The sequence below is a fragment of the Lepagella muris genome (genome assembly GCF_004793975.1).
Lineage (GTDB): Bacteria > Bacteroidota > Bacteroidia > Bacteroidales > Muribaculaceae > Lepagella > Lepagella muris.
The window spans coordinates 21,898-41,217 of sequence record NZ_SRYB01000008.1 but is presented as its reverse complement, the minus strand read 5'-3'; the positions used below and the strand labels follow the sequence as shown (position 1 = coordinate 41,217).

At 48.9% G+C, this 19,320-nt stretch carries 16 protein-coding genes and 3 tRNA genes; 4 read left to right on the top strand and 15 right to left on the bottom strand.

Features of this window, described 5'->3' with window-relative positions:
- Positions 1 to 353 precede the first annotated feature (353 nt).
- Entirely contained in the window at positions 354 to 698 is a 345-nt protein-coding gene (locus E5331_RS07170) for a hypothetical protein (RefSeq protein ID WP_135984703.1), read from the bottom strand.
- A 1,136-nt stretch (positions 699 to 1,834) separates the two neighbouring features.
- Here E5331_RS07170 and E5331_RS07165 point away from each other — a divergent pair.
- Entirely contained in the window at positions 1,835 to 3,394 is a 1,560-nt protein-coding gene (locus E5331_RS07165; protein WP_123483145.1) for an RNA-binding domain-containing protein, read from the top strand.
- A 190-nt stretch (positions 3,395 to 3,584) separates the two neighbouring features.
- Here the strand turns inward: E5331_RS07165 and E5331_RS07160 are convergent, their stop codons facing one another.
- Both E5331_RS07160 and E5331_RS07155 read right to left on the bottom strand, forming a co-directional pair.
- Complete coding sequence (locus E5331_RS07160; RefSeq protein ID WP_123483112.1) at positions 3,585 to 4,628, bottom strand: alpha/beta hydrolase; 1,044 nt, start codon at positions 4,626 to 4,628, stop codon at positions 3,585 to 3,587.
- Between the two features lie 259 nt (positions 4,629 to 4,887).
- Positions 4,888 to 7,752 (bottom strand): outer membrane beta-barrel protein, encoded by a 2,865-nt coding sequence (locus E5331_RS07155; RefSeq protein ID WP_135984701.1) that lies wholly within the window; start codon positions 7,750 to 7,752, stop codon positions 4,888 to 4,890.
- Between the two features lie 440 nt (positions 7,753 to 8,192).
- Here E5331_RS07155 and E5331_RS07150 point away from each other — a divergent pair, with 440 nt between their 5' ends.
- Both E5331_RS07150 and E5331_RS07145 read left to right on the top strand, forming a co-directional pair.
- Positions 8,193 to 9,323 (top strand): acyltransferase, encoded by a 1,131-nt coding sequence (locus E5331_RS07150; protein ID WP_135984699.1) that lies wholly within the window; start codon positions 8,193 to 8,195, stop codon positions 9,321 to 9,323.
- A 221-nt stretch (positions 9,324 to 9,544) separates the two neighbouring features.
- A complete protein-coding gene (locus tag E5331_RS07145; RefSeq protein ID WP_123483115.1) occupies positions 9,545 to 10,129 on the top strand; it encodes a hypothetical protein in 585 nt (194 codons plus the stop codon).
- A 339-nt stretch (positions 10,130 to 10,468) separates the two neighbouring features.
- Here the strand turns inward: E5331_RS07145 and E5331_RS07140 are convergent, their stop codons facing one another.
- Positions 10,469 to 11,014 carry an Lrp/AsnC family transcriptional regulator gene (locus E5331_RS07140; protein ID WP_123483116.1) on the bottom strand — a complete coding sequence of 182 codons (546 nt, stop codon included), beginning with the start codon at positions 11,012 to 11,014 and terminating at the stop codon, positions 10,469 to 10,471.
- Between the two features lie 124 nt (positions 11,015 to 11,138).
- Between E5331_RS07140 and E5331_RS07135 the strand changes: the two genes are divergently transcribed.
- The gene (locus tag E5331_RS07135; protein ID WP_135986274.1) at positions 11,139 to 12,437 is read left to right on the top strand and encodes an O-acetylhomoserine aminocarboxypropyltransferase/cysteine synthase family protein; all 1,299 of its coding nucleotides are present in this window, start codon (positions 11,139 to 11,141) and stop codon (positions 12,435 to 12,437) included.
- Positions 12,438 to 12,475: 38 nt separating this feature from the next.
- Here E5331_RS07135 and E5331_RS07130 read toward each other — a convergent pair.
- From E5331_RS07130 to E5331_RS07080, 11 genes are all read right to left on the bottom strand, one after another.
- Positions 12,476 to 12,552: transfer RNA gene (locus E5331_RS07130), tRNA-His, on the bottom strand.
- Positions 12,553 to 12,583: 31 nt separating this feature from the next.
- Positions 12,584 to 12,660: transfer RNA gene (locus E5331_RS07125), tRNA-His, on the bottom strand.
- Positions 12,661 to 12,691: 31 nt separating this feature from the next.
- Positions 12,692 to 12,768: transfer RNA gene (locus tag E5331_RS07120), tRNA-His, on the bottom strand.
- 176 nt (positions 12,769 to 12,944) lie between these two features.
- Positions 12,945 to 13,523, bottom strand: coding sequence for an electron transport complex subunit RsxA (rsxA, locus tag E5331_RS07115; protein WP_123483147.1), 579 nt, complete (start codon positions 13,521 to 13,523; stop codon positions 12,945 to 12,947).
- Between the two features lie 8 nt (positions 13,524 to 13,531).
- Positions 13,532 to 14,122, bottom strand: a complete 591-nt coding sequence (rsxE, locus tag E5331_RS07110) for an electron transport complex subunit RsxE (RefSeq protein WP_123483117.1) — start codon at positions 14,120 to 14,122, stop codon at positions 13,532 to 13,534.
- A gap of 31 nt (positions 14,123 to 14,153) precedes the next feature.
- Positions 14,154 to 14,750, bottom strand: a complete 597-nt coding sequence (locus E5331_RS07105) for an RnfABCDGE type electron transport complex subunit G (protein ID WP_123483118.1) — start codon at positions 14,748 to 14,750, stop codon at positions 14,154 to 14,156.
- The gene (locus E5331_RS07100; protein ID WP_123483148.1) at positions 14,747 to 15,727 is read right to left on the bottom strand and encodes an RnfABCDGE type electron transport complex subunit D; all 981 of its coding nucleotides are present in this window, start codon (positions 15,725 to 15,727) and stop codon (positions 14,747 to 14,749) included. Before E5331_RS07100 ends, E5331_RS07105 begins: the two co-directional genes overlap by 4 nt.
- Before the next feature lie 2 nt (positions 15,728 to 15,729).
- Positions 15,730 to 17,040, bottom strand: coding sequence for an electron transport complex subunit RsxC (gene rsxC / locus E5331_RS07095; protein ID WP_123483119.1), 1,311 nt, complete (start codon positions 17,038 to 17,040; stop codon positions 15,730 to 15,732).
- Positions 17,041 to 17,046: 6 nt separating this feature from the next.
- Positions 17,047 to 17,871, bottom strand: coding sequence for an RnfABCDGE type electron transport complex subunit B (locus tag E5331_RS07090; RefSeq protein ID WP_135986272.1), 825 nt, complete (start codon positions 17,869 to 17,871; stop codon positions 17,047 to 17,049).
- Between the two features lie 24 nt (positions 17,872 to 17,895).
- A complete protein-coding gene (locus E5331_RS07085) occupies positions 17,896 to 18,351 on the bottom strand; it encodes a SoxR reducing system RseC family protein (RefSeq protein WP_123483122.1) in 456 nt (151 codons plus the stop codon).
- Positions 18,352 to 18,452: 101 nt separating this feature from the next.
- Entirely contained in the window at positions 18,453 to 19,244 is a 792-nt protein-coding gene (locus E5331_RS07080) for an SDR family NAD(P)-dependent oxidoreductase (RefSeq protein ID WP_123483123.1), read from the bottom strand.
- Positions 19,245 to 19,320: the final 76 nt, after the last annotated feature.

The following is a 19,320-nucleotide window of genomic DNA, read 5'->3' as shown; positions in this document are numbered from 1 at the left end:
TTAATCGGCTCTGCTAAATAACGGACTATAATTTAGTTATCAGCAGTAACTTTGTTTGTCTTATTACTTGAATCCTTTTTCCCATACTTAGTATTCTGAAACATTAATGTGCAAAGATACGTATTTTTGAGAACAATGCAAAATGCCTTTTATGTTGTAATATTTATTTTTTGTCATGACAGCAGTTTTTATTGGTTTTAAAGATTGTGGGTGCAAAGTTATTTGTATCGGGTGCCATAATTAGGCAGTAGAGTGTTAAAGGATGTTGTAGGGTATTTGTGCTGGTTTGTGGTGTGTGTGATAAGAGTTGTGGAACTTCTTTTGTTCCTTTGTGCTCTCTTGTGATTGGTGGGTCAGTGCGTATCGGGGTTGATTTTTATTTTGAATTTGGATTCGGCTACGTTTATGATCTCTTTGTAGAGGTCGAGACGAAGCTCTTCTGTTTGAAGGGCTTCTTTTAATATTGCTATTTGCTCTTCGGGTGTTTTGCCTTTTAGGAGATCGTCAATGTTGCTGTTTTTCTGTGAATTTTTCTTTTTCATATTTTCAACTTGCTGGGTTTTGGCTTGTTTTCTAATGATTGAAGTTTGGACAACTTCATTGATTCCATCGTGTCTTTTTACTGTTTCGATAGGGAACAGTAAGTGACGGAATTGGTTGGTTTGCACAAAAGTAGGTGTTTTAGTTTGATTCAGCAAACTTTTGCTGCTGTTTTTTGCTGAATTAATTAGACTCTTGTCTCGTCTGCTCTCTATGTCCCTAATCCGTTTTTTATCTGTTTCATCTGTTTCACCTGTTTCATCTGTTTCACCTGTTTCATCTGTTTCGGGTGAAACAAGTGAAACAGCGAAACGGTTGAAACAAGCGAAACGGTTGGAATAGCTATCAAGCTGTTATTTATTTAAGTTTCGCAAGTTTGCCTACTTGCTTCACTTAAATGGTTTAATGTTTAAAGTTTATGGTTTATGATCATTAAATTTTGTATAATGAAAAGATTCGAGGATTTCCGTGAATCTTAAACCTTAAACTATAAACTATCAACCACTGAAGTGTAGCTTGCGAAACTTCAGTTATTTACAGATATCGACATTCGCCAGAGTTCGGAGCATATTGGCAACGCTAATTTTCGGTAAGCTTGAAGTCACAGTAAAGCGCCGGTCTTGTCTTTGATATTTCGTTGGCAATATTGCAGGGATTTTCACAATGGTACCGGGTCCGGACGCATCAGGGCGTCATCAATCCATTCGTTGCTTGTTAGATAGAAGCGATTCCTTTGGGAATATGATCCCCCTCTCCATCCTCTTGTATCGGGGATGGAGGAAATGCAAGCGAGCATATCGTTTATTGTACCTTGTTTTTAGGTTGATATTTGTTTGATGCCGCAAAGTTATATATGAACCGACTGCCCGCTTTGTTATTTTGAAACTAATCTGACATTTTATGTGATCCACCCTGAATCATCAGGGCACGCGAAGAAAATGTTTCGCCTGTATCGCTTGTATCGGTTGTTTCACCTGTTTCGGGGTGAAACAAGTGAAACAGGTGAAACAAGTGAAACAAACGCTCGGATGGGCGCACGAAGAAATGAAAGAATAATACGTGGGATTAGGAGATGTGGCGATGGATAGGGGCAGAGTGCTTTTAATTGTGACGAAAAATGACAAAATGGTGGTAAAAGTTTGCGGAATTGGATTTTAATATCTATTTTTGTGGAAATCAAAACAATATTGTCATGTCTGCCGATATTAATCCGATATCCAATTTCGGATTCAAGTACATCTTCGGACGAGGGGAAGGGGCAAACTCGATGTGGCACCAATTAATATTTAGCAATATGACTCAGAACGAACTACAGGATATAATCCGCCATTCAGAAGTGTCGACAGTGCAGTTCAAGGAACGCATAGATGATAACTATAAAATTGGCACCGAGTTAGTCGCATTTAGCAATAGTAAAGGTGGTCGCCTCTTTATTGGTATCAAAGACAAGACTGGGGAAATGAATCCATTGTCATATCGAGAGACACAGGACACTTGTGAGAGGCTTGGAGATATCGCTACACAAAATGTAGATCCACACATTGGTATAGAGATAGACACGGTGGCTGTGGAAGGCGGTAATATCGTTGTGGTTACGATTGCTGAAGGCATAAATAAGCCTTACAAAGACAACAAGGGTATAATATGGGCAAAACAAGGTTCTGACAAGCGCCGTATTATCGACAATAGCGAAATTGCTTACATGATGGCAGAATGTGGGTCGTTTTTTCCCGATGAAGCTGCTGTAGCTGATGCCACTATTGAAGATCTTGATGAGGGCACATTAAAACTTTTCTTCCTCGACAGGTTTGCAACTCCTTTGGAGAAAAAAGGAATCTCAGCAGACAATATTCGATCAAAAAGTATTGACACGATTGTAAAAGCAATCGCGGTAAATTTTAGTTTGCGGAGGCTTTTAGCCAATCTACACCTAATACGACCTAACGGGAAACTTACGGTGGCGGCTATGTTGCTGTTTGGAATATATCCCCAACGTTTTCTACCAGCTTTCACTACTAAGTGTGTTTCTTTCGTTGGCAACACGTTAGGCTCCAAGATATTCAGAGATAGGGTCAAGGATTCTGATATGGAGGGTAATCTTCTGCATCAATACAACACTATCATGAATTTCTTTACACGTAATCTAAGGATTGTGCAGTGTGGTGAAGAATTTAATCAGCAGGGTGAGTATGAGATTTCGTTGGTCGCACTCTCAGAGTTGACTGTGAACGCACTTATCCATCGCTCGCTGACTTGGGAAGCACCGATACGCATCTTCATTTTTGATGATAGAGTGGAGATTCACAGTCCGGGCACATTGCCAAGAGGGCTTATGGTTGACGATATAGAGCGTGGTACATCAATACCGAGGAATCGACTTCTATTCAACAATGCAATCTGTCTCCTTCCTTACTCAGGTATAGGCACCGGCATCCCTCGAGCTATCGGCGAGGATACTGATATTCGCTTCTATAATGATGAGAATCTACATGAGTTTGTCATCATAATTCCTCGTGATGTTACATTCAAAAGTAACGAAGTAGACAATGGAAGTAACGAAGTAGGGGTAAAAAGTAACGAAGTAGACAAAGGAAGTAACGAAGTAGGGGTAAAAAGTAACGAAGTAGACAAAGGAAGTAACCAAGTACGCACAAAAGTAACTAAAAAACAACAAGACATCATTAACTTCTGTTCCGTGCCTCGTACCACAAAAGAGATTCTTGATAGAGTCGGAGTTTCAAACCAGTCAGCCAATCGTATTCGCTATATCAATTCGTTGGTGGATGCCGGCTTGTTGAAACCGCTTTTCCCAGAGTCACCTACTGCGCCAAACCAGAAATATGTTCGTAAGTAACCAGCCATATTGTAAATCATGGTTGTGAGTCTATGTCGGATTGTAGTGATTCATGGCGTTTCATCTGTTTCACCTGTTTCGGGGTGAAACAGTGAAACAAGTGAAACGGGTGAAACAAGCACTCGGATGGGCGCACGAAGAAATGAAAGAAATAAAAGAAATTTTTATTGTTTAGTGGGTGGGGGAGGGGTCAGTGGGTGCGGATGAAGGTGAAGAGGGTGTCGTAGGCGGCTTCGCGTGCTTTGGGACTGCTGAGGATGAGGTCGTGCAGTCCGCTGTCGATGGCGCAGACGGTGGGGTTGGTGCCGAGTCGTTCGCCGCGTTTCTGGATCATGGCTGGGTCGAGCACGGCATCGCCGGTCTGGAAGTCGGGGGTGTAGTTGCAACCTTCAATCTTGCGGCTACTGTGCATCACGAGGATGGGCACGGCAATCTCCTTGCTCTTTTTCATCAGTCGGCTCTGTGCCGTGTTGATGGCTCCTAACCATGATGCGGTCACCGGAGGAGAGTAGACCATCTTCCAGTCGGTGTCGTAGGTCCATTCTCCGTAATATTCTTTCAGCAGACTGTAGGCGTAGCCGTCGCAATGCCCCTGATTGATCTTCACGTTCTTGAATATCTTGCCGAAGAAGCCTACGGTAGGTATGGCGATGTTGCGCATGAATGATGAGAAGTTCCATTCAAGAAACGGGCTATCGGTCACAATCCTGTCTACGCCTACATCCTTGCCTCTCTCGGCTCCGAAGTAGGCTACTGTGAGACCACCTGTGGAGTGTCCGCCGAGGGTTATGTCGGTGTTACCGTCGCGGCGTATCTGGCTGAGAGCTGAGTCGATGTCGGCGAAGTATTCTTTCTGGTCGCGTATGTTGAAAGGGTATTGCCATGGCTCACGGCTCCTGCCGTAGCGGCGCAGGTCAACGGCATAGAAGTTGTAGCCGGAGTCGACGAACCGTTCACCCATTTCCGACTGGAAGAAGTAGTCGTTAAATCCGTGGATGTAGAGGAATGCTTTCGAGGAATTGTCCTTACACATCTTCCGGATGATGGTGGAACGGCACGGACCATCGAATGCCTCTCCCTGGTTGACGTAGCGGGCTTCGTAGCCGGGAAGTATGTCGGGATGCCATGCGATGTCGGTGGTGGGGGTCTTCGGACCGTCGTATTTCTCTTTCACGTTCCAAGCCGATACGGAGAGCGCGACGGCAAGGAGTGCTGTTATCGGGAGTCTTCTCATATTATTATAAGGAGGAGGGGATAGGTATAGTGGATAAAGAAACAGGTGTCGCCTTCACGGAAGAGGGACGACACCTGTTTAACAATTTTTTGGGGTTTATAGTTTATGGTTTATGGTTTATGGTTTATAGTTTATAGTTTAAGGTTCATAGTTTAAGGTTTAAGATTCACGAAAATCCACGAATCTTTTCATTATACAAAATTTAATGATCATAAACCATAAACATTAAACCTTAAACCATTTAAGTTTATGGTTTGGGTCAGAACCTTCTTGGGGGTGGACCGCCATGTCCGCCACGTCCGCCGTGACCGCCACGCTCACCCGGCGGAGGCATGCCGGGTCCGAACATATCTTCACCGTTAGGACCTTTCCCTTTCTTGCGGAGTGTGTTGAAATTCCATGTCAGACTGAACATTACGTAGCGCGTCAAGTCGTTGTATTCGCTGTCGACGATTGCCATGGCAGTGTTTGACCTGCTGATATTCTTCTTCTGTCCGAGTATGTCGTAGGCTCTTGCCGAGAGGGTAAGCGACCTGTCGGAGAGGAAGGAATAGGAGATCTGTGCATTCCATAGCCATTGCTTTGAGTCGAATCCGGATGAATAGCCGGATGTATTGGCAAAGTAAAGGTCGGTGGTCAGTTCAAGTCCGAAGGGGAGGTAGAGGGCTGCATCAGATGTGAATCCGTAGGAATGGGTGTTGCGGTTCGCCTGCTTGGGGAGCGTGTTGCTGACCCGGTTGTAGGAATAGTTGGGGTTTACGGTCATCTGGAAGATATCGCTGGAGAAGGTTATTCCGGCGGCGGGGGATAGGGAGAGGTTGCCGGAACGGTTGAATTCTCCGTTGATGTAGCCGGGAGATGCCGCGTAGCGGGCCTGCATGCGGGTGTTGAAACGCCATTTCCTATTGGTGAACGGGCGTGATATCATACCCATGCCGAATATGTTGAAATTACCGTTTTCGTTGGTATATGTCGTGGTTCTTCCGCCGGTCTCGCGGTCTGTGACGGTTTTCGACACTACCGTATTTAATGCGAAAGATGCGTTGACCATTGCGAATAGCGACTGCTGCGATTCCATCCGGAAATCGTTGAAGTGGAATCCGACGTTCTGGGTGAAGGTGGGCTTCAGGTCGGGATTACCTATGACGATGTTGAGCGGGTTGGAGACGTCGGCGACGGGTTGCAGCTGATTCATCGATGGTTGCGACGTGCGTGCACGGTAGGTGGCGCGTATCGAGGAGCGTTCGCCGAATTTATAACGCATATTGGCGAAGGGGGATACGTTCCATACCCAACGTTCCGGAATGTTGCGGGCGGAGTTGATGAGATCCTCGCTCTTCGAGCTTGCCGGGGAGAAGAGGATTCCGGCGTCGAGATTGAACGTCTTCGACACCTTCTTATATCCCGCCTGAATCTCCTGGGTGAAGAAATCATTACGGAAACTGTTGCTCAGTGTGTTGTCGAGGATGGCATCAGCCGGCACCTCCGTCAGCATCGGCGGGAAGAAATTGTCGGGGTTATCCGGGTCGCCGAGATCATACGTGAGTTTGTCGGCATTGTTCCATCTGTAGTTGATGCGGTAGACGAAATTGAGGAAATTGCCTTTCTTGACGTCACCGAGGGGTTCGGACCATGAGATGCGTCCCTGCACGTTGTTCGACCATGAATGGTTGTCGATAAAGCGGTAGAGCAGCTCATTATCGTCGTTGCCGTCCTCCTCTTTTAGCAGGTAGTAGATGATGTCGCTCCAAGTGGTGGATTTCTGACGGTTGTTGGAGAATGAATATTGAGCCTGCACGCTGAAGGAGCGTCCGGGACGGCTTGCGAAGTTGTGGTTATAGATGAGGTTGCCGCTCGCCTGCACATTCTTCCCTTTGTTTGTGCGGGCGTTGATGCTGCGGTTCACCTTCGTGAGATTGGGGTCGCCGGCACGTAGCAGGGCGGAATCCTGGCTCTCCGATTCGCGGAAGTTCATGCTGAAGCGCGGACGGAAATCGATTGTGTTGTTCTCATCGATTTTCCATTGCATACGTAGGTCGGTGTTGATGTTGTGTCCCTTGTCCTGCACTCTTGATCCGGCATCCTGATAGCTTGTGGAATCGGCGAAGATGTTCTGTGTTGAGGTCTTGCTGCGCGATATGCGGTCGGTGTGGGAATAGTTGATGTTGCCGCCCACGCGGAATATCTCATCCTTGCCGACATTGAACTGAATGCCGAGACGCTGGGCAGTGCTTATTCCGCCATTGCCACCGAAAGAGCTGAACCGACCACGTCCGCCGTCGGCAAAACCGTTGTCGTTGATATTGTTCAGTCCGCCGAAGATCATTATCTGATTCCCTTGGTTGAAATGGTTTACGGTGAAACTGCCCTGATAGCGTTCGTCGGTGCCGTATCCGCCGGATACGTTGCCAAACCAGCCGTTGTTCATCTCCTTCTTGACGGTAAGGTTGATTACGGTCTCCTCCTCTCCGTCGTCGACTCCGGTGAGTCGGGCGAGGTCACTCTTCCTGTCGACCACCTGCACCTTATCGACCATATTGGATGGAAGGTTTTTTGTAGCCATCTGCGGGTCGTCGCCCATAAATTCCTTGCCGTCGATAAGTATCTTCGTAATGCTCTTGCCATTTGATTTGATACCTCCGTCGGCATCCACCTCGACGCCGGGTAGCTTTTTGAGGAGGTCGTTGACGGTGGAGTTCTGGGCGGTCTTGAATGATCCTGCGTTAAATTCGATTGTGTCCTGTTTTGCCACGACAGCCGCCTTCACCGCAGTCACTACGGCTTCGTTTAGCGTGATGGCACTTTCATGCAGTGTGATGTTGCCGAGGTCGATCTTCTGGTCGGGATCCTTTATCTCGATGTTGCGGCTTACATCCTCCATTCCGGTCATGGTTGCGAGTAGGAGATACTTGCCCGGTTTTATGTCTTTCAAAGAGAAACTCCCGTTGTCGCCAGCCATTTGGTATCCCTTTCTCACGGTGTCGGGGAGAGCGACGAGCTGTATGGCGGTTCCGGGGAGAGGCTCTCCGTCAGCATCGGTGATGCGTCCTTTGATATCGGCAGCCCAGGCGGATGCCCCGATCAGAGGAATGCACACACACGGCAGGAGCCGTATTGTCTTCATATCATAGCAGAATTTAGTTGGTGTGTCGGAATCCGGGTAACGCGTAATGACGGCATACCACTCACCAAGGGTTTAAGTTCAATTTAAATACAAAATAAAGACCAAGAGATGGAGAAAAGGTTTAAAATACATCATGCACAGGATGTTTTTTTATTTGTGGAAAATTTTTTTGAAAAAATTGGGGCGGGTGTGAACCAAATGGGGTACTGGATTGTCTATAATAGTGAAAATCGTTTCATGATGTTAGGTTAGTTAGAAAAGTATTATGGAAAACAGATGGCGCCCGGTTGTGAAACCGGACGCCATCGCTTTTGTTAGGATTGTGTGTGATGTGGACAAAGGTGTGATGGTGTTTGCCGATTTTTGGGGTGTGTGGATGGTTGTTTGGGGAAATGTATTATCTTTGTGGAAAATTATCTAACTAAAATCTAATTTCTATTATGAAACGTATCGTGTTTCTTGATTACATCAGGGTGTTCGCGTGTTTCCTCGTGATGCTGGTGCATGCGGCGGAGAATTTTTATGGGGCACCCGGATCTACCGATATGGCGGGTCCACAGTCGTTGCTTCTTACGGAGTCGGACCGTCTTTGGGTGTCGTTGTATGACGGTTTTTCTCGTATGTCGGTGCCGTTGTTTATGATTGTGTCGGCTTTTCTTCTTGTGCCGATGAGGGAGGGGCAGTCGGCTATGGAGTTTTATCGCCGGCGTGCGGTGAGGATTCTCCCTCCGTTCTTTATTTTTATTATTCTTTATAGCACTGTTCCGATGCTGTGGAATCAGATTGATGGTGCCACTTCTGCTCATGATCTCTCTCGTGCGTTGCTTAATTTCCCGACGCTGGCAGGTCATCTCTGGTTTATGTATCCGCTTATCGGTCTTTATCTGTTTATCCCGATGATCTCTCCGTGGCTTGCAAAGGCTACAGCGAAGGAGGAGCGTTTCTTTATCTTGCTTTTTGCCATCTCTACCTGTATGCCTTATCTTAACCGTTGGTGTGGCGAAGTGTGGGGACAGTGTTTCTGGAATGAGTTTCACACTCTTTGGTATTTCTCCGGTTATTTGGGTTATCTTGTGCTTGCCCATTATATACGTGTGCATCTTGATTGGAGCATTCGTAAACGTATGGTGATCGGTAGTGTGCTGACTGTAGTGGGTGCTGTTTGGACTATTCTTTCGTTCTATATACAGGCGGTGCCTGGTGTGATTCATGAGACTCCCGTGCTTGAGATCGGATGGTCGTTTTGCACAATCAATTGTCTTATGCTCACTTCCGGCGCTTTTCTTCTCTTCACCTGCATACAGAAGGCGGAGACTCCGCGTATCATATTTCAGATCTCGAATCTCAGTTATGGCATGTATCTGATTCATATATTCTGGTTGGGTATGTGGACGTCTTTCCTTAAGGGTGATATGGAATTGCCGTCGATGACGGCGATCCCGGCTATCGCTGTCTGCACGTTCTTGAGCTGCTGGGCTTCTTGCCTACTGATTTCTTATCTGCCCGGAGGGAAGTGGGTTATCGGCACGGCGAGTGACGTGCGACGCACGTATGTGACAAGTAACATTTAACAGGTAACAAGTGACAAGTAACAAGTAATATATAATAATTGGCGCATGGATTGATTCTGTGCGCCTTTTTTGTGGTGTTTTTTTGTGGTGGATGGAGGGTGGAGTATGTAAATGGAGTGATTATTAACTTTTTTTGTGAGGGCGGGTGTAACCAAAGGGGTGTGCCGATTGTTTTTATCACATAAATTCCAATATTGTTCCACCTTAAAAATAATTAGATTATGAAAACATTTGAGGATCCTAAGAAAAATATAGGATGTGGGTGCGATAGCACGAAGGATGAATACCGTAGGGATATCTCGGAGATGGAAGAGGCTGAGATGTTTGATAATGGCCCGTCGTCTCCGGATGAGAGGATGTCGAACAATGCCGTTAAGGGTGGCGCATGGCTGCTCGGTATTGTCGGAGTGTTTGCGGTGGCTGTGCTGATAGCTATGTTTGTTGGGAAGCATGATTCTCCACTGTCGGTAAGGAGTGATACCCGTCAGGCGTATGCCTTGGCAGACAATGGACAGAAGAAGGGTTCCGGCGGTACGGTCTATGAGTATGTTGAGATTGTCACGTCGGATGATGATGTCAATGGAGCCGGAATGATGAGCGCGAATAAGGAATTAAGCGGTAGCGGTCTGGTGCAGCCTGTAAAGGAGAAGGCTTCAGCAAAAGTGTCGGAGTCAGATCAGGCCCGTATCGAGCGTGAGGCTATGGAGGTGATCCATGGTGATTATGGTGATAATCCGGTGCGTCAGGCTAAACTTGGTAAGGATTATGCCGCTGTACAGGCAAGGGTGAACGAAATTCTGGAATAATGTAACTGAAGTTTCGCAAGCTGCACTTCAGTGGTTTAAAGTTTATAGTTTAAGGTTTAAGATTCACGAAAATCCACGAATCTTTTCATTATACAAAATTTAATGATCATAAACCATAAACATTAAACCTTAAATAATGTAATATATGGTTTCAATCCGTGATTTTAGTGGAATATCTTTTTTGATGAAAATATAGGAATCTTGTGAACCATTTTGTATCCCGGATTGTAATAATATCAGAAAATCGTTTCATGATGTTTGGTTAGATTTAAAAGTATTATTGAATAAGGAATTGGGGACGACCGATTGCGAAATCGGTCGTCTCTTGCATATATATATTTAATCTTGGATAGGAAGTGGTATCTCACCGCCCGATTTCACTTCCCCGAGCACGAAAGAACTGCTTATAGATCCGATGCAGTTGAGGTCACCGAGAATGCGGAGTATGAATTTCTGATAGGATTTCATGTCGGAAGTATGTATCTTCAGGAGGAAGTCATAATCGCCGGAGATATTGAAGCATTCCACAATTTCCGGAATATTCTGCACCGCCTCCATAATCTTGATGCCGTTTTCATAGGAATGTTGTTTCATCCTTAGAAAGCAGAACACAATGAATCCGCATGCAAGCCGCTCGGCGTCGAGCACGGCGGTGTATCTCTTTATGAACCCTTCGCGCTCGAGCTTCTTGACGCGTTCGAAGGTAGGCGTGGGGGATAGGTGGACTGCAGCTGCAAGCTGTTTGTTGGTGATGCGTGAGTCCTTCTGGAGCATCTGCAGGATACGGTAGTCGGTATTGTCGAGGGATATTGTGGAGGATGGGCGTGGATTGTCGTGTGGAGTGGAGGATAAAAATTCTGCGTTTTGAAGTTCGTCGGGTGTCATACAGGAATATTTTTATTATAATATGATGCAAAATTAGAAAAAATATCTAAATTATTGATTGTTGTTGGAATTTAATTTTTATGATTCTAACTTTGCGTCAGAAAATAACAAAAATATGACAGATATGGAAAATAAGAAATTACACTTTGAGACACTTCAACTTCACGTAGGTCAAGAGCAACCTGACAGCGCAACAGATGCACGCGCAGTGCCTATCTATCAGACCACCTCCTACGTATTCCGTAATTCGAATTATGCGGCAGACCGTTTCGGACTCCGTGATGCCGGCAATATCTACGGACGCCTTACCAACACCACGCAAGGTGTGCTTGAGGATAGGGTGGCAGCCCTTGAGGGTGGTGTGGCAGGTCTTGCAGTGGCAAGCGGCGCGGCTGCCATCAGCTATTCTCTGGAGAATATCGTCGGTAACGGCGACCATATCCTGGCAGCCGATAATCTCTACGGCGGCTCATATAATCTCATCGCCCATACGTTTGCGTCGCGTGGCATAGAATCGACGTTTGTCGATGTGCGTGATTTCGATGCGGTTGAAAGGGGGATACGTGAGAATACGAAAGTGCTTTTCATCGAGACGTTCGGCAATCCTAATTCCGATGTGTCAGATATCGACCGTCTGGCTGAGATAGCCCATCGCCACGGCATTCCGTTGATCGTAGACAATACGTTCGGCACCCCTTATCTCATCCGTCCGATCGAGCATGGGGCAGACGTGGTGGTGCATTCAGCCACAAAATTCCTCGGTGGTCACGGGTCGAGTCTCGGCGGCGTGATAGTCGACGGCGGCACGTTTGACTGGAAAGCGGAGGCGGATAAATTCCCGACCTTGGCAAAGCCAGACAGCAGCTATCATGGCGCAATATTTGCCGACGTAGCCGGTAAGGCTGCCTTCGTCACGAGGATACGTGCGGTTTTGCTCCGCGACACGGGTGCGTGCATATCCCCCTTCAACGCGTTTATCCTTTTGCAGGGTGTGGAGACACTTTCTCTCCGTATAGAGAGGCACGTGGAGAATGCGTTGAAAGTGGTTGAGTTCCTGTCGAAGCATCCGAAGGTGGCGAAGGTGAATCATCCCTCTTTGCCGTCGCATCCGGATCATGAGCTCTATAAGCGTCTGTATCCTAATGGTGGCGCAAGTATCTTCACGATAGAGCTGAAGGGTGGAAAGGACGAGGCTTGGAAGTTTATAGATTCTCTGGAGATATTCTCATTGCTTGCAAATGTGGCTGACGTGAAGAGCCTGGTGATACATCCTGCCACTACCACTCATTCTCAGCTCTCGGAAGAGGAGCTTGCCGCGCAGCATATAACGCCTTCCACGGTGAGATTGAGTATCGGCACGGAGCATATCGATGATATTATCGCGGATCTTGCGCAAGCGTTGGATAAGGTGGAGCAGAGATAGGGGTATGAAAAAAGCCGGATAAAATCCGGCTTTTTTTGTGGGGTGGAAGATGGGGCTCGAACCCACGACCTACGGAACCACAATCCGTCGCTCTAACCAACTGAGCTACATCCACCATACAGCTTTCTCGTGATGATTCAGCTTAATGGGGTGGAAGATGGGGCTCGAACCCACGACCTACGGAACCACAATCCGTCGCTCTAACCAACTGAGCTACATCCACCATACAGCTTTCTCGTGATGATTCAGCTTAATGGGGTGGAAGATGGGGCTCGAACCCACGACCTACGGAACCACAATCCGTCGCTCTAACCAACTGAGCTACATCCACCATGTTGCTTTATCGAGAAGATTCCACTAAAGGCTTCGCAAGGTCTCTTCCCGAAAAGCGTTGCAAAGTTAGCCACTTTTTGTGAAACTTGCAAATTTATCTGTCTGTTTTTTTATCTAAATATTAAGCTGATTGTCTAATATATTGAAAAACAGAGGAGATTTCTGTCTGCTGTATCATCCTATTTTTATTCCGGAGAATCCCATGAATGCCATTGCGAGTATGCCTGCGCATATAAGCGCGATGGGCACCCCTTTCATGGCGCGTGGGAGCGGCATGAGTTCGAGCTGCTCGCGTATGCCTGCGAAGATCCAGAGGGCGAGGGTGAAGCCGATTGATGTGGATATGCCGTAGGTCAGTGCTTCCATGAGGTTATAGCCTTTCTGAATCACGAGGATTGCCACGCCAAGCACGGCGCAGTTGGTGGTGATGAGCGGAAGGAACACTCCCAATGCCTGATAGAGCGACGGCACTGTCTTCTTCATGACTATCTCGAGAAGCTGCACGAGGAAGGCTATGACGAGGATGAACACTATGGTCTGAAGGAACTGTAGCCCCAGAGGATTGAGCACGTAGGTCTGAAGCAGCCACGCCACCACGGTGGCTATGGTGATGACAAACGTGACTGCCGCACCCATACCGAGCGCAGAGCTTGTCTTCTTGGATACGCCCAGGAATGGACAGATGCCGAGAAACTGCGAGAATACGATATTGTTGATGAATATCGCGGTGATTATTATTGAGATGTATGTCAGCATGATGGTCAGCAGGTTTTACGTATTTTGTTGACGATTGCGATGAGATAGCCCAAAGCGAGGAATGCGCCGGGGGCGAGCACGAAGAGTAGCATGCCGTAGTCTTCGGGGAAGATGGTGAGTCCGAAGATTTTTCCGGTGCCGAGAATCTCACGGGTGCCTCCGAGCAGGACGAGCGCGAATGTGAAGCCGATTCCGCATCCCGCGCCATCAAGAAATGAGGCGAAAAGGGAGTTCTTGCTTGCGAATGCCTCGGCACGCCCGAGAAGGATACAGTTCACTACAATGAGCGGGATGAATATGCCGAGCGAGGCATTGAGTGCCGGTAGCCAAGCGTTGACGGCAAGCTGCAGAATGGTCACGAATGACGCTATGATCACGATGAAGGCAGGGATCCTCACTTTGTCGGGCACAAGGGATTTTATCAGCGAGATCACCACGTTGGAGCAGATCAGCACTGCGGCGGTGGCAATCCCCATCATCAATCCGTTGTAGGCAGAGGAGGTGGTGCCGAGGGTGGCACACATACCCAGCAGGAGCACGAATACCGGATTCGACGGTATGATGCCGTTATAGAATATATTCCAATATCTTTTCATATTTTATATCTTCATTTTATATCTATCACAATCAATTGGATTTATTCTTTTCATAATTGCGGTAAGCTTCGTAGGCGTTGCGCATGGTCTCGAGGAATGCGCGTGACGAGATGGTCGCCGCCGTGATTCCATCGATCTCTCCGCCGCTGTCTTTGGTGACGAAGAAGGATGTGGATGCCGGATTCTTCCCGATCACTGAGCGTGCTCCGGCAGGGTCGCGGAACCATGGCTCCATCTTTGTGCCTAATCCGGGGGTCTCCGCCTGCTGGAGCACGCGGTAGTCTTTCACGGTGCCGTCAGCCTCGAATCCGCACATTACGGTGATCTCTCCGGCAAATCCGTTCATTGAGCTGCCCTTTACAGCAGCACCGACGAGTTTACCGTCGTCGTAGGCGGGATAGACTGTGAATGGGACTCCGTTGATTTCAGTCTCCCATTTGTCAGCCTCCGGATTGTTGTCGAAAGCGGGTGCCACTTCCGCTATTGCCGCCTGTTGCTGTGCGGCTGCCTGAAGCGCGATAGGCTCCTTTGTGATGGAATATACCCAGCCGAGTAGTGCGCCGGATGCTATGGTGATGATTCCGAGGGAGAGAATCATGTTGGGGAGTGTTGATGCCAGTTTCTTCATGCCTGTGCCCTCCTTTCCTTTTCTCCGAATATCGTCGGACGGCAATATCTGTTGATGAGCGGCACGAAGCTGTTCATCAGAAGTATTGCAAACGACATACCCTCCGGATATGCGCCATAGCGGCGTATGATGATAGTGATGAGTCCGATCATGGCTCCGAATATGAGCTGTCCTTTGTGGGTCATGGGTGAGGTGACGTAATCCGTAGCCATGAATACGGCTCCGAGGAGCAGACCTCCGGCGAAGATGTCGAGGAGCGGGTTGCCGCCGAATGCCCAAGAGAAGAGGGCGGCTGAGGCTATGACTGCCGTCGGGATATGCCAGGTGATGGTCTTTGTCAGGAGCAGGTAGGCGAGACCTATGAGTATGGCTATGCCGCCCACTTCGCCGAGCGAACCGTTGATGTTGCCTGTCGCCATGTCGAGGAGATTGTAGTCGGCGAGGGAGGTGTCGCCGGCATTGAGGTGGGTGAGCAAGGTCGCGCCCGATGATGCGTCAGCCTGTTGGGAGGCGCCGGTCGTGGCATCGAATCCGGATTCTACACCGGAGGGCCATGTAGTCATGGCTGCCGGGAAGGAGAGCAGGAGAAAGACGCGCCCCACGAGGGCAGGGTTCCAGATGTTGCATCCGAGTCCGCCGAAACTCATCTTTCCTATACCGATGGCGATGATCGCGCCGATCACTACCATCCAGAGCGGTAGAATCGATGGGAGGTTGAAGGCGAGCAGTATGCCGGTGATCAGAGCCGAACCGTTTGTCAGCGTTGACGGGCGGTGGAGCATATATCTGGTGATCAGCCATTCCGTCAGGAGGCATGCCGTCACGCTGACGAGCGTCACCCAGAGTGCGGGGAGTCCGAAAGTCCAGATAGCCACGGCGAGAGCCGGCATCATGGCTATTACTACGTTCCACATGCAGCGGTCGATGCTGCCCGAGGAATGGATATGTGGAGAGAGCGATATGGTCAGTTTGTTCATAATCATTTTTTCTTGCGTAGTTCCTGTTTGCCGAGTTTAATCATGTCGAGGAGTGGACGGTTTGACGGGCATATATATGTGCAGCTTCCACATTCAAGGCAGTTCATTACCCCACGTTGCGCCATATCATCCCATCTCTTGACGTCGGCCTGAAGCATCAGCAGGTAAGGCTCCAGCCCCATCGGGCATACTCCGACGCATCGTGCGCATCTGATGCATGGTCCCTCCGGTTTTCTTAGGGCTTCATCATGAGGAAGGACGACGAGTCCGGACAGACCCTTTGTGGCGGATGAATCGGTAGCGGATATGGCTCGTCCCATCATCGGACCTCCGGCAATAATCTTGCCCGTGTCGTCGGGGAGCCCTCCGGCGAATGTGAGTATGTCGTTGAGCGATGTGCCGTTCTTCACAAGGAAATTACCCGGATTTGAGAGTCCGGGTCCGGTGACGGTCACGACTCTATCCGTCAGCGGACGTCGTAGTCTCACCGCCTGATATACGGCGTATGCCGTCGCCACATTATCGACGATGCATCCCGTGGCTATCGGCAGTCCGCCGGCGGGGACGATGCGCCCCGTGGTGGCGAATATGAGCTGTTTCTCACCCCCTTGTGGGTATTTCTTTTTGAGAGTCACCACCCTTAGCTGAGGCTTTCCGGCTACGGCGGCTTTCATTGCCTTTATGGCATCAGGCTTGTTCTCCTCTATGCCGAATATCCCTTTCTCGGCTCCGGCGGCACGCATGAGCAGCAGTGTGCCCTCCACTATCTCTTCGGGATGCTCCTTCATCAGCGCGTTGTCGCAGGTAAGGCATGGCTCACATTCCGCCCCGTTTATGAGAAGATAATCCACGCTCTTTCCTTCCGGCACGCTGAGCTTCACGCGGGTGGGGAATGTGGCACCACCGAGTCCGACCACACCCATATCCCCGATGATCTCTACAATCTCTTTCGGCGAGAGGGCATCGGTCTCCTCCTTAGTGCGTGGCTCCGGGTAGGAGATGGGATTCTCCTTATCCGGCTCGATCACTATGGAATCCTGCCAGATGCCTTGCGGGGTGCGCGTAGGCTCCAATTTTTTCACAATGCCGTTGACCGGAGAATGCACCGGTGCGCTGACAAAGGCTGTAACCTCGACTATGCGATCGCCACAAGCCACGCGGTCGCCCGGTTTTACGGTGGGGCGTGGAGGCGCTCCGATGCATTGGGCAAGCATCACGCGCAGTTCGCCTGGGAGGGGTAACTCCGTTATTTGACAATCGTTTGTGAGTTTATTTTCGGGAGGGTGTATCCCTCCTCGTCTGAAAGTCTTCATCAGTAATCAAATGTTGGGGGTGATTGGGTGAGTTGATTGTATGGTATGGCGCGGACATGCCTTTATGCATTCTCCGCACGACGTGCATTTCTCCTGGTCGATGTGGGCAAGGAAAGATGCAATCACGGGAGCCTCATTTGGACAGACCTTGCGGCATTTTGTGCATCCGATACAGGCGACGCCACATTCCTTCATGGCGATCGGTCCGCGGTCGCGGTTGGCACATGCTACCCAAACGATAGGACGGTCTGCCGACAACGGCGTTAGCTCGCAGAGGTTGCGCGGGCAAGCCTCGACGCATTTTCCGCATCCGGTGCATTTATCCAGGTCGACGTGGGGCAGCTGTTCTCCTTCGTTTAGCTGCATGGCTCCGAAGGGACAGGCTTTCACGCAGTCACCACATCCGAGGCATCCGTAGATGCAATCGCTCTCCCCCTGGTAGAGTGAGGCCTCGATTGCACAGGAACGCACACCGTCGTAATGGTTTCTCGGGTCGCGGTTCTCGCAAGATGCGCTGCATCTGATGATTGCCACTTTACGTTGAGCGGCGACCGGGGTCAGACCTACGATGTCGGCAATCTTTTTCATGCCTTCCGCGTCAACACCCGTGCAGTTTAATCCATCCATGGTGGAGGCAGAGGCACATTCCACGGCAAAGGCGTGGCATCCGGAGAAACCACAGCCTCCGCAGTTGGCACCGGGTAGGAGCTCTTCGATCTCTCCGATCTTGGGATCTTCGTAGACGTAAAACTTCTTTGCCGCAATGAATAGGAGTATGGCGGCTATTATGCCGATTGCACCCAGTACGATAATTGAAATTCCAATGATCATGATGATTTTTATGAGTGAGTGGATTTATTTTACGTGTTGGCGTTCCGGTTTGCCCACGATTGTAAAGCAGAACTCATGGGCAATCTTATTGCGTGAGCACCAAAGGATGAAGAAGAAGAGGATCATCACTCCGATGCCGCTCAGGGCTGCTGCCAGCTGGTTGAGTGTCAGGAGATATACCGCCACCATCACGGCTACAAGGGCGATACATGGCAGGACGGTGGCATACATTATCGCCTTGCGGTGCATCTGTTCGGTGCCGCGTATCTCGAGGATGTCGCCTTTCCGGAATCCGGAGGCGTGAGGGGTAATGATGGCGATGATGTTAGATTCGGATCCGGCGGCGTTGCATAGTTGCGCGGCAGGGCAGTCGCCACATTCCTCAAGGTCGGTTATCCGGACGTTGACGATGTTGCGGACAGGGTCGGTCGACTGTACAATTGCGGTGTGTTCCACATAGTCGTATGTTTCTACAGACATAGTTTGATAGGGTATTAAATAGATATGCTACAAAATTAATAAAAAAAGCGGAAGTCATGAAAAAAGACTTCCGCTTTGTTTTTGTTATATTCTCGATTCTGTTATTTTTTGGGGGCTTGCATTAGGGTTAGGGCGGTGGGGTTATGGCAGGTCATACCGCCGTCGACTACTATTGTCTGACCTGTGATGTAGCGGGCATCATCGGATGCAAGGAATGCTATTGTCGCTCCTATATCTTCAGGTTGTCCGAGATAGGGTAGTGGGGTCTGTGCAGCGAAGATTTCTCTTACGGATTGCGGTAGGTTGTCGGTGGCTGCCTTGGTGAGGATGAGTCCGGGAGCCACGGCATTGCACCGTATTCCGCGATGACCGTATTGTGTGGCTGTGTATTTCGTCAGGTCAATCACTCCGGCTTTGGCTATGCCGTAGAGTGTGCCGCGCAGGTCTCCGGTAATTCCACCTATTGACGCCACGTTTACAATTGCAGCCCCTGCGGGCATGTAGGGTAATGCAGCACGGGTTGCGGCGAGTGTGCCTTTGAGATTTATTGTCATTGCTGACTCGAAATAGTTCAGATCAAGATCTCCAACTGTCGTGTCGAGTCTCAGGTCGGTGCCCCCGACATTATTCACGAGCACATCAATTCTTCCGTATTTCTTGACGACGTATTCAATTGCCTTTTCGATTGAGCTGATGTCTCGTCCGTCGTAGAATATCCCATCAGCTTTCAGTCCTTCATCGGTTAATTTGGCTACAGCGTCATTAATTTCCTCTTCTACGTGTGCGGATATTATCACGGTGGCTCCTTCCGATGCCATACGGTGGGCGGCGGCATATCCGATGCCTCTTGTTGCGCCGGATATGAATGCTATCTTATCGTTGAATCTTTTCATATTATAAGTGAAATTATTGAAATCGATTATGCACGAGATGATTTGTCATGCTGCGGGGAGTTATTATTCATTGAAA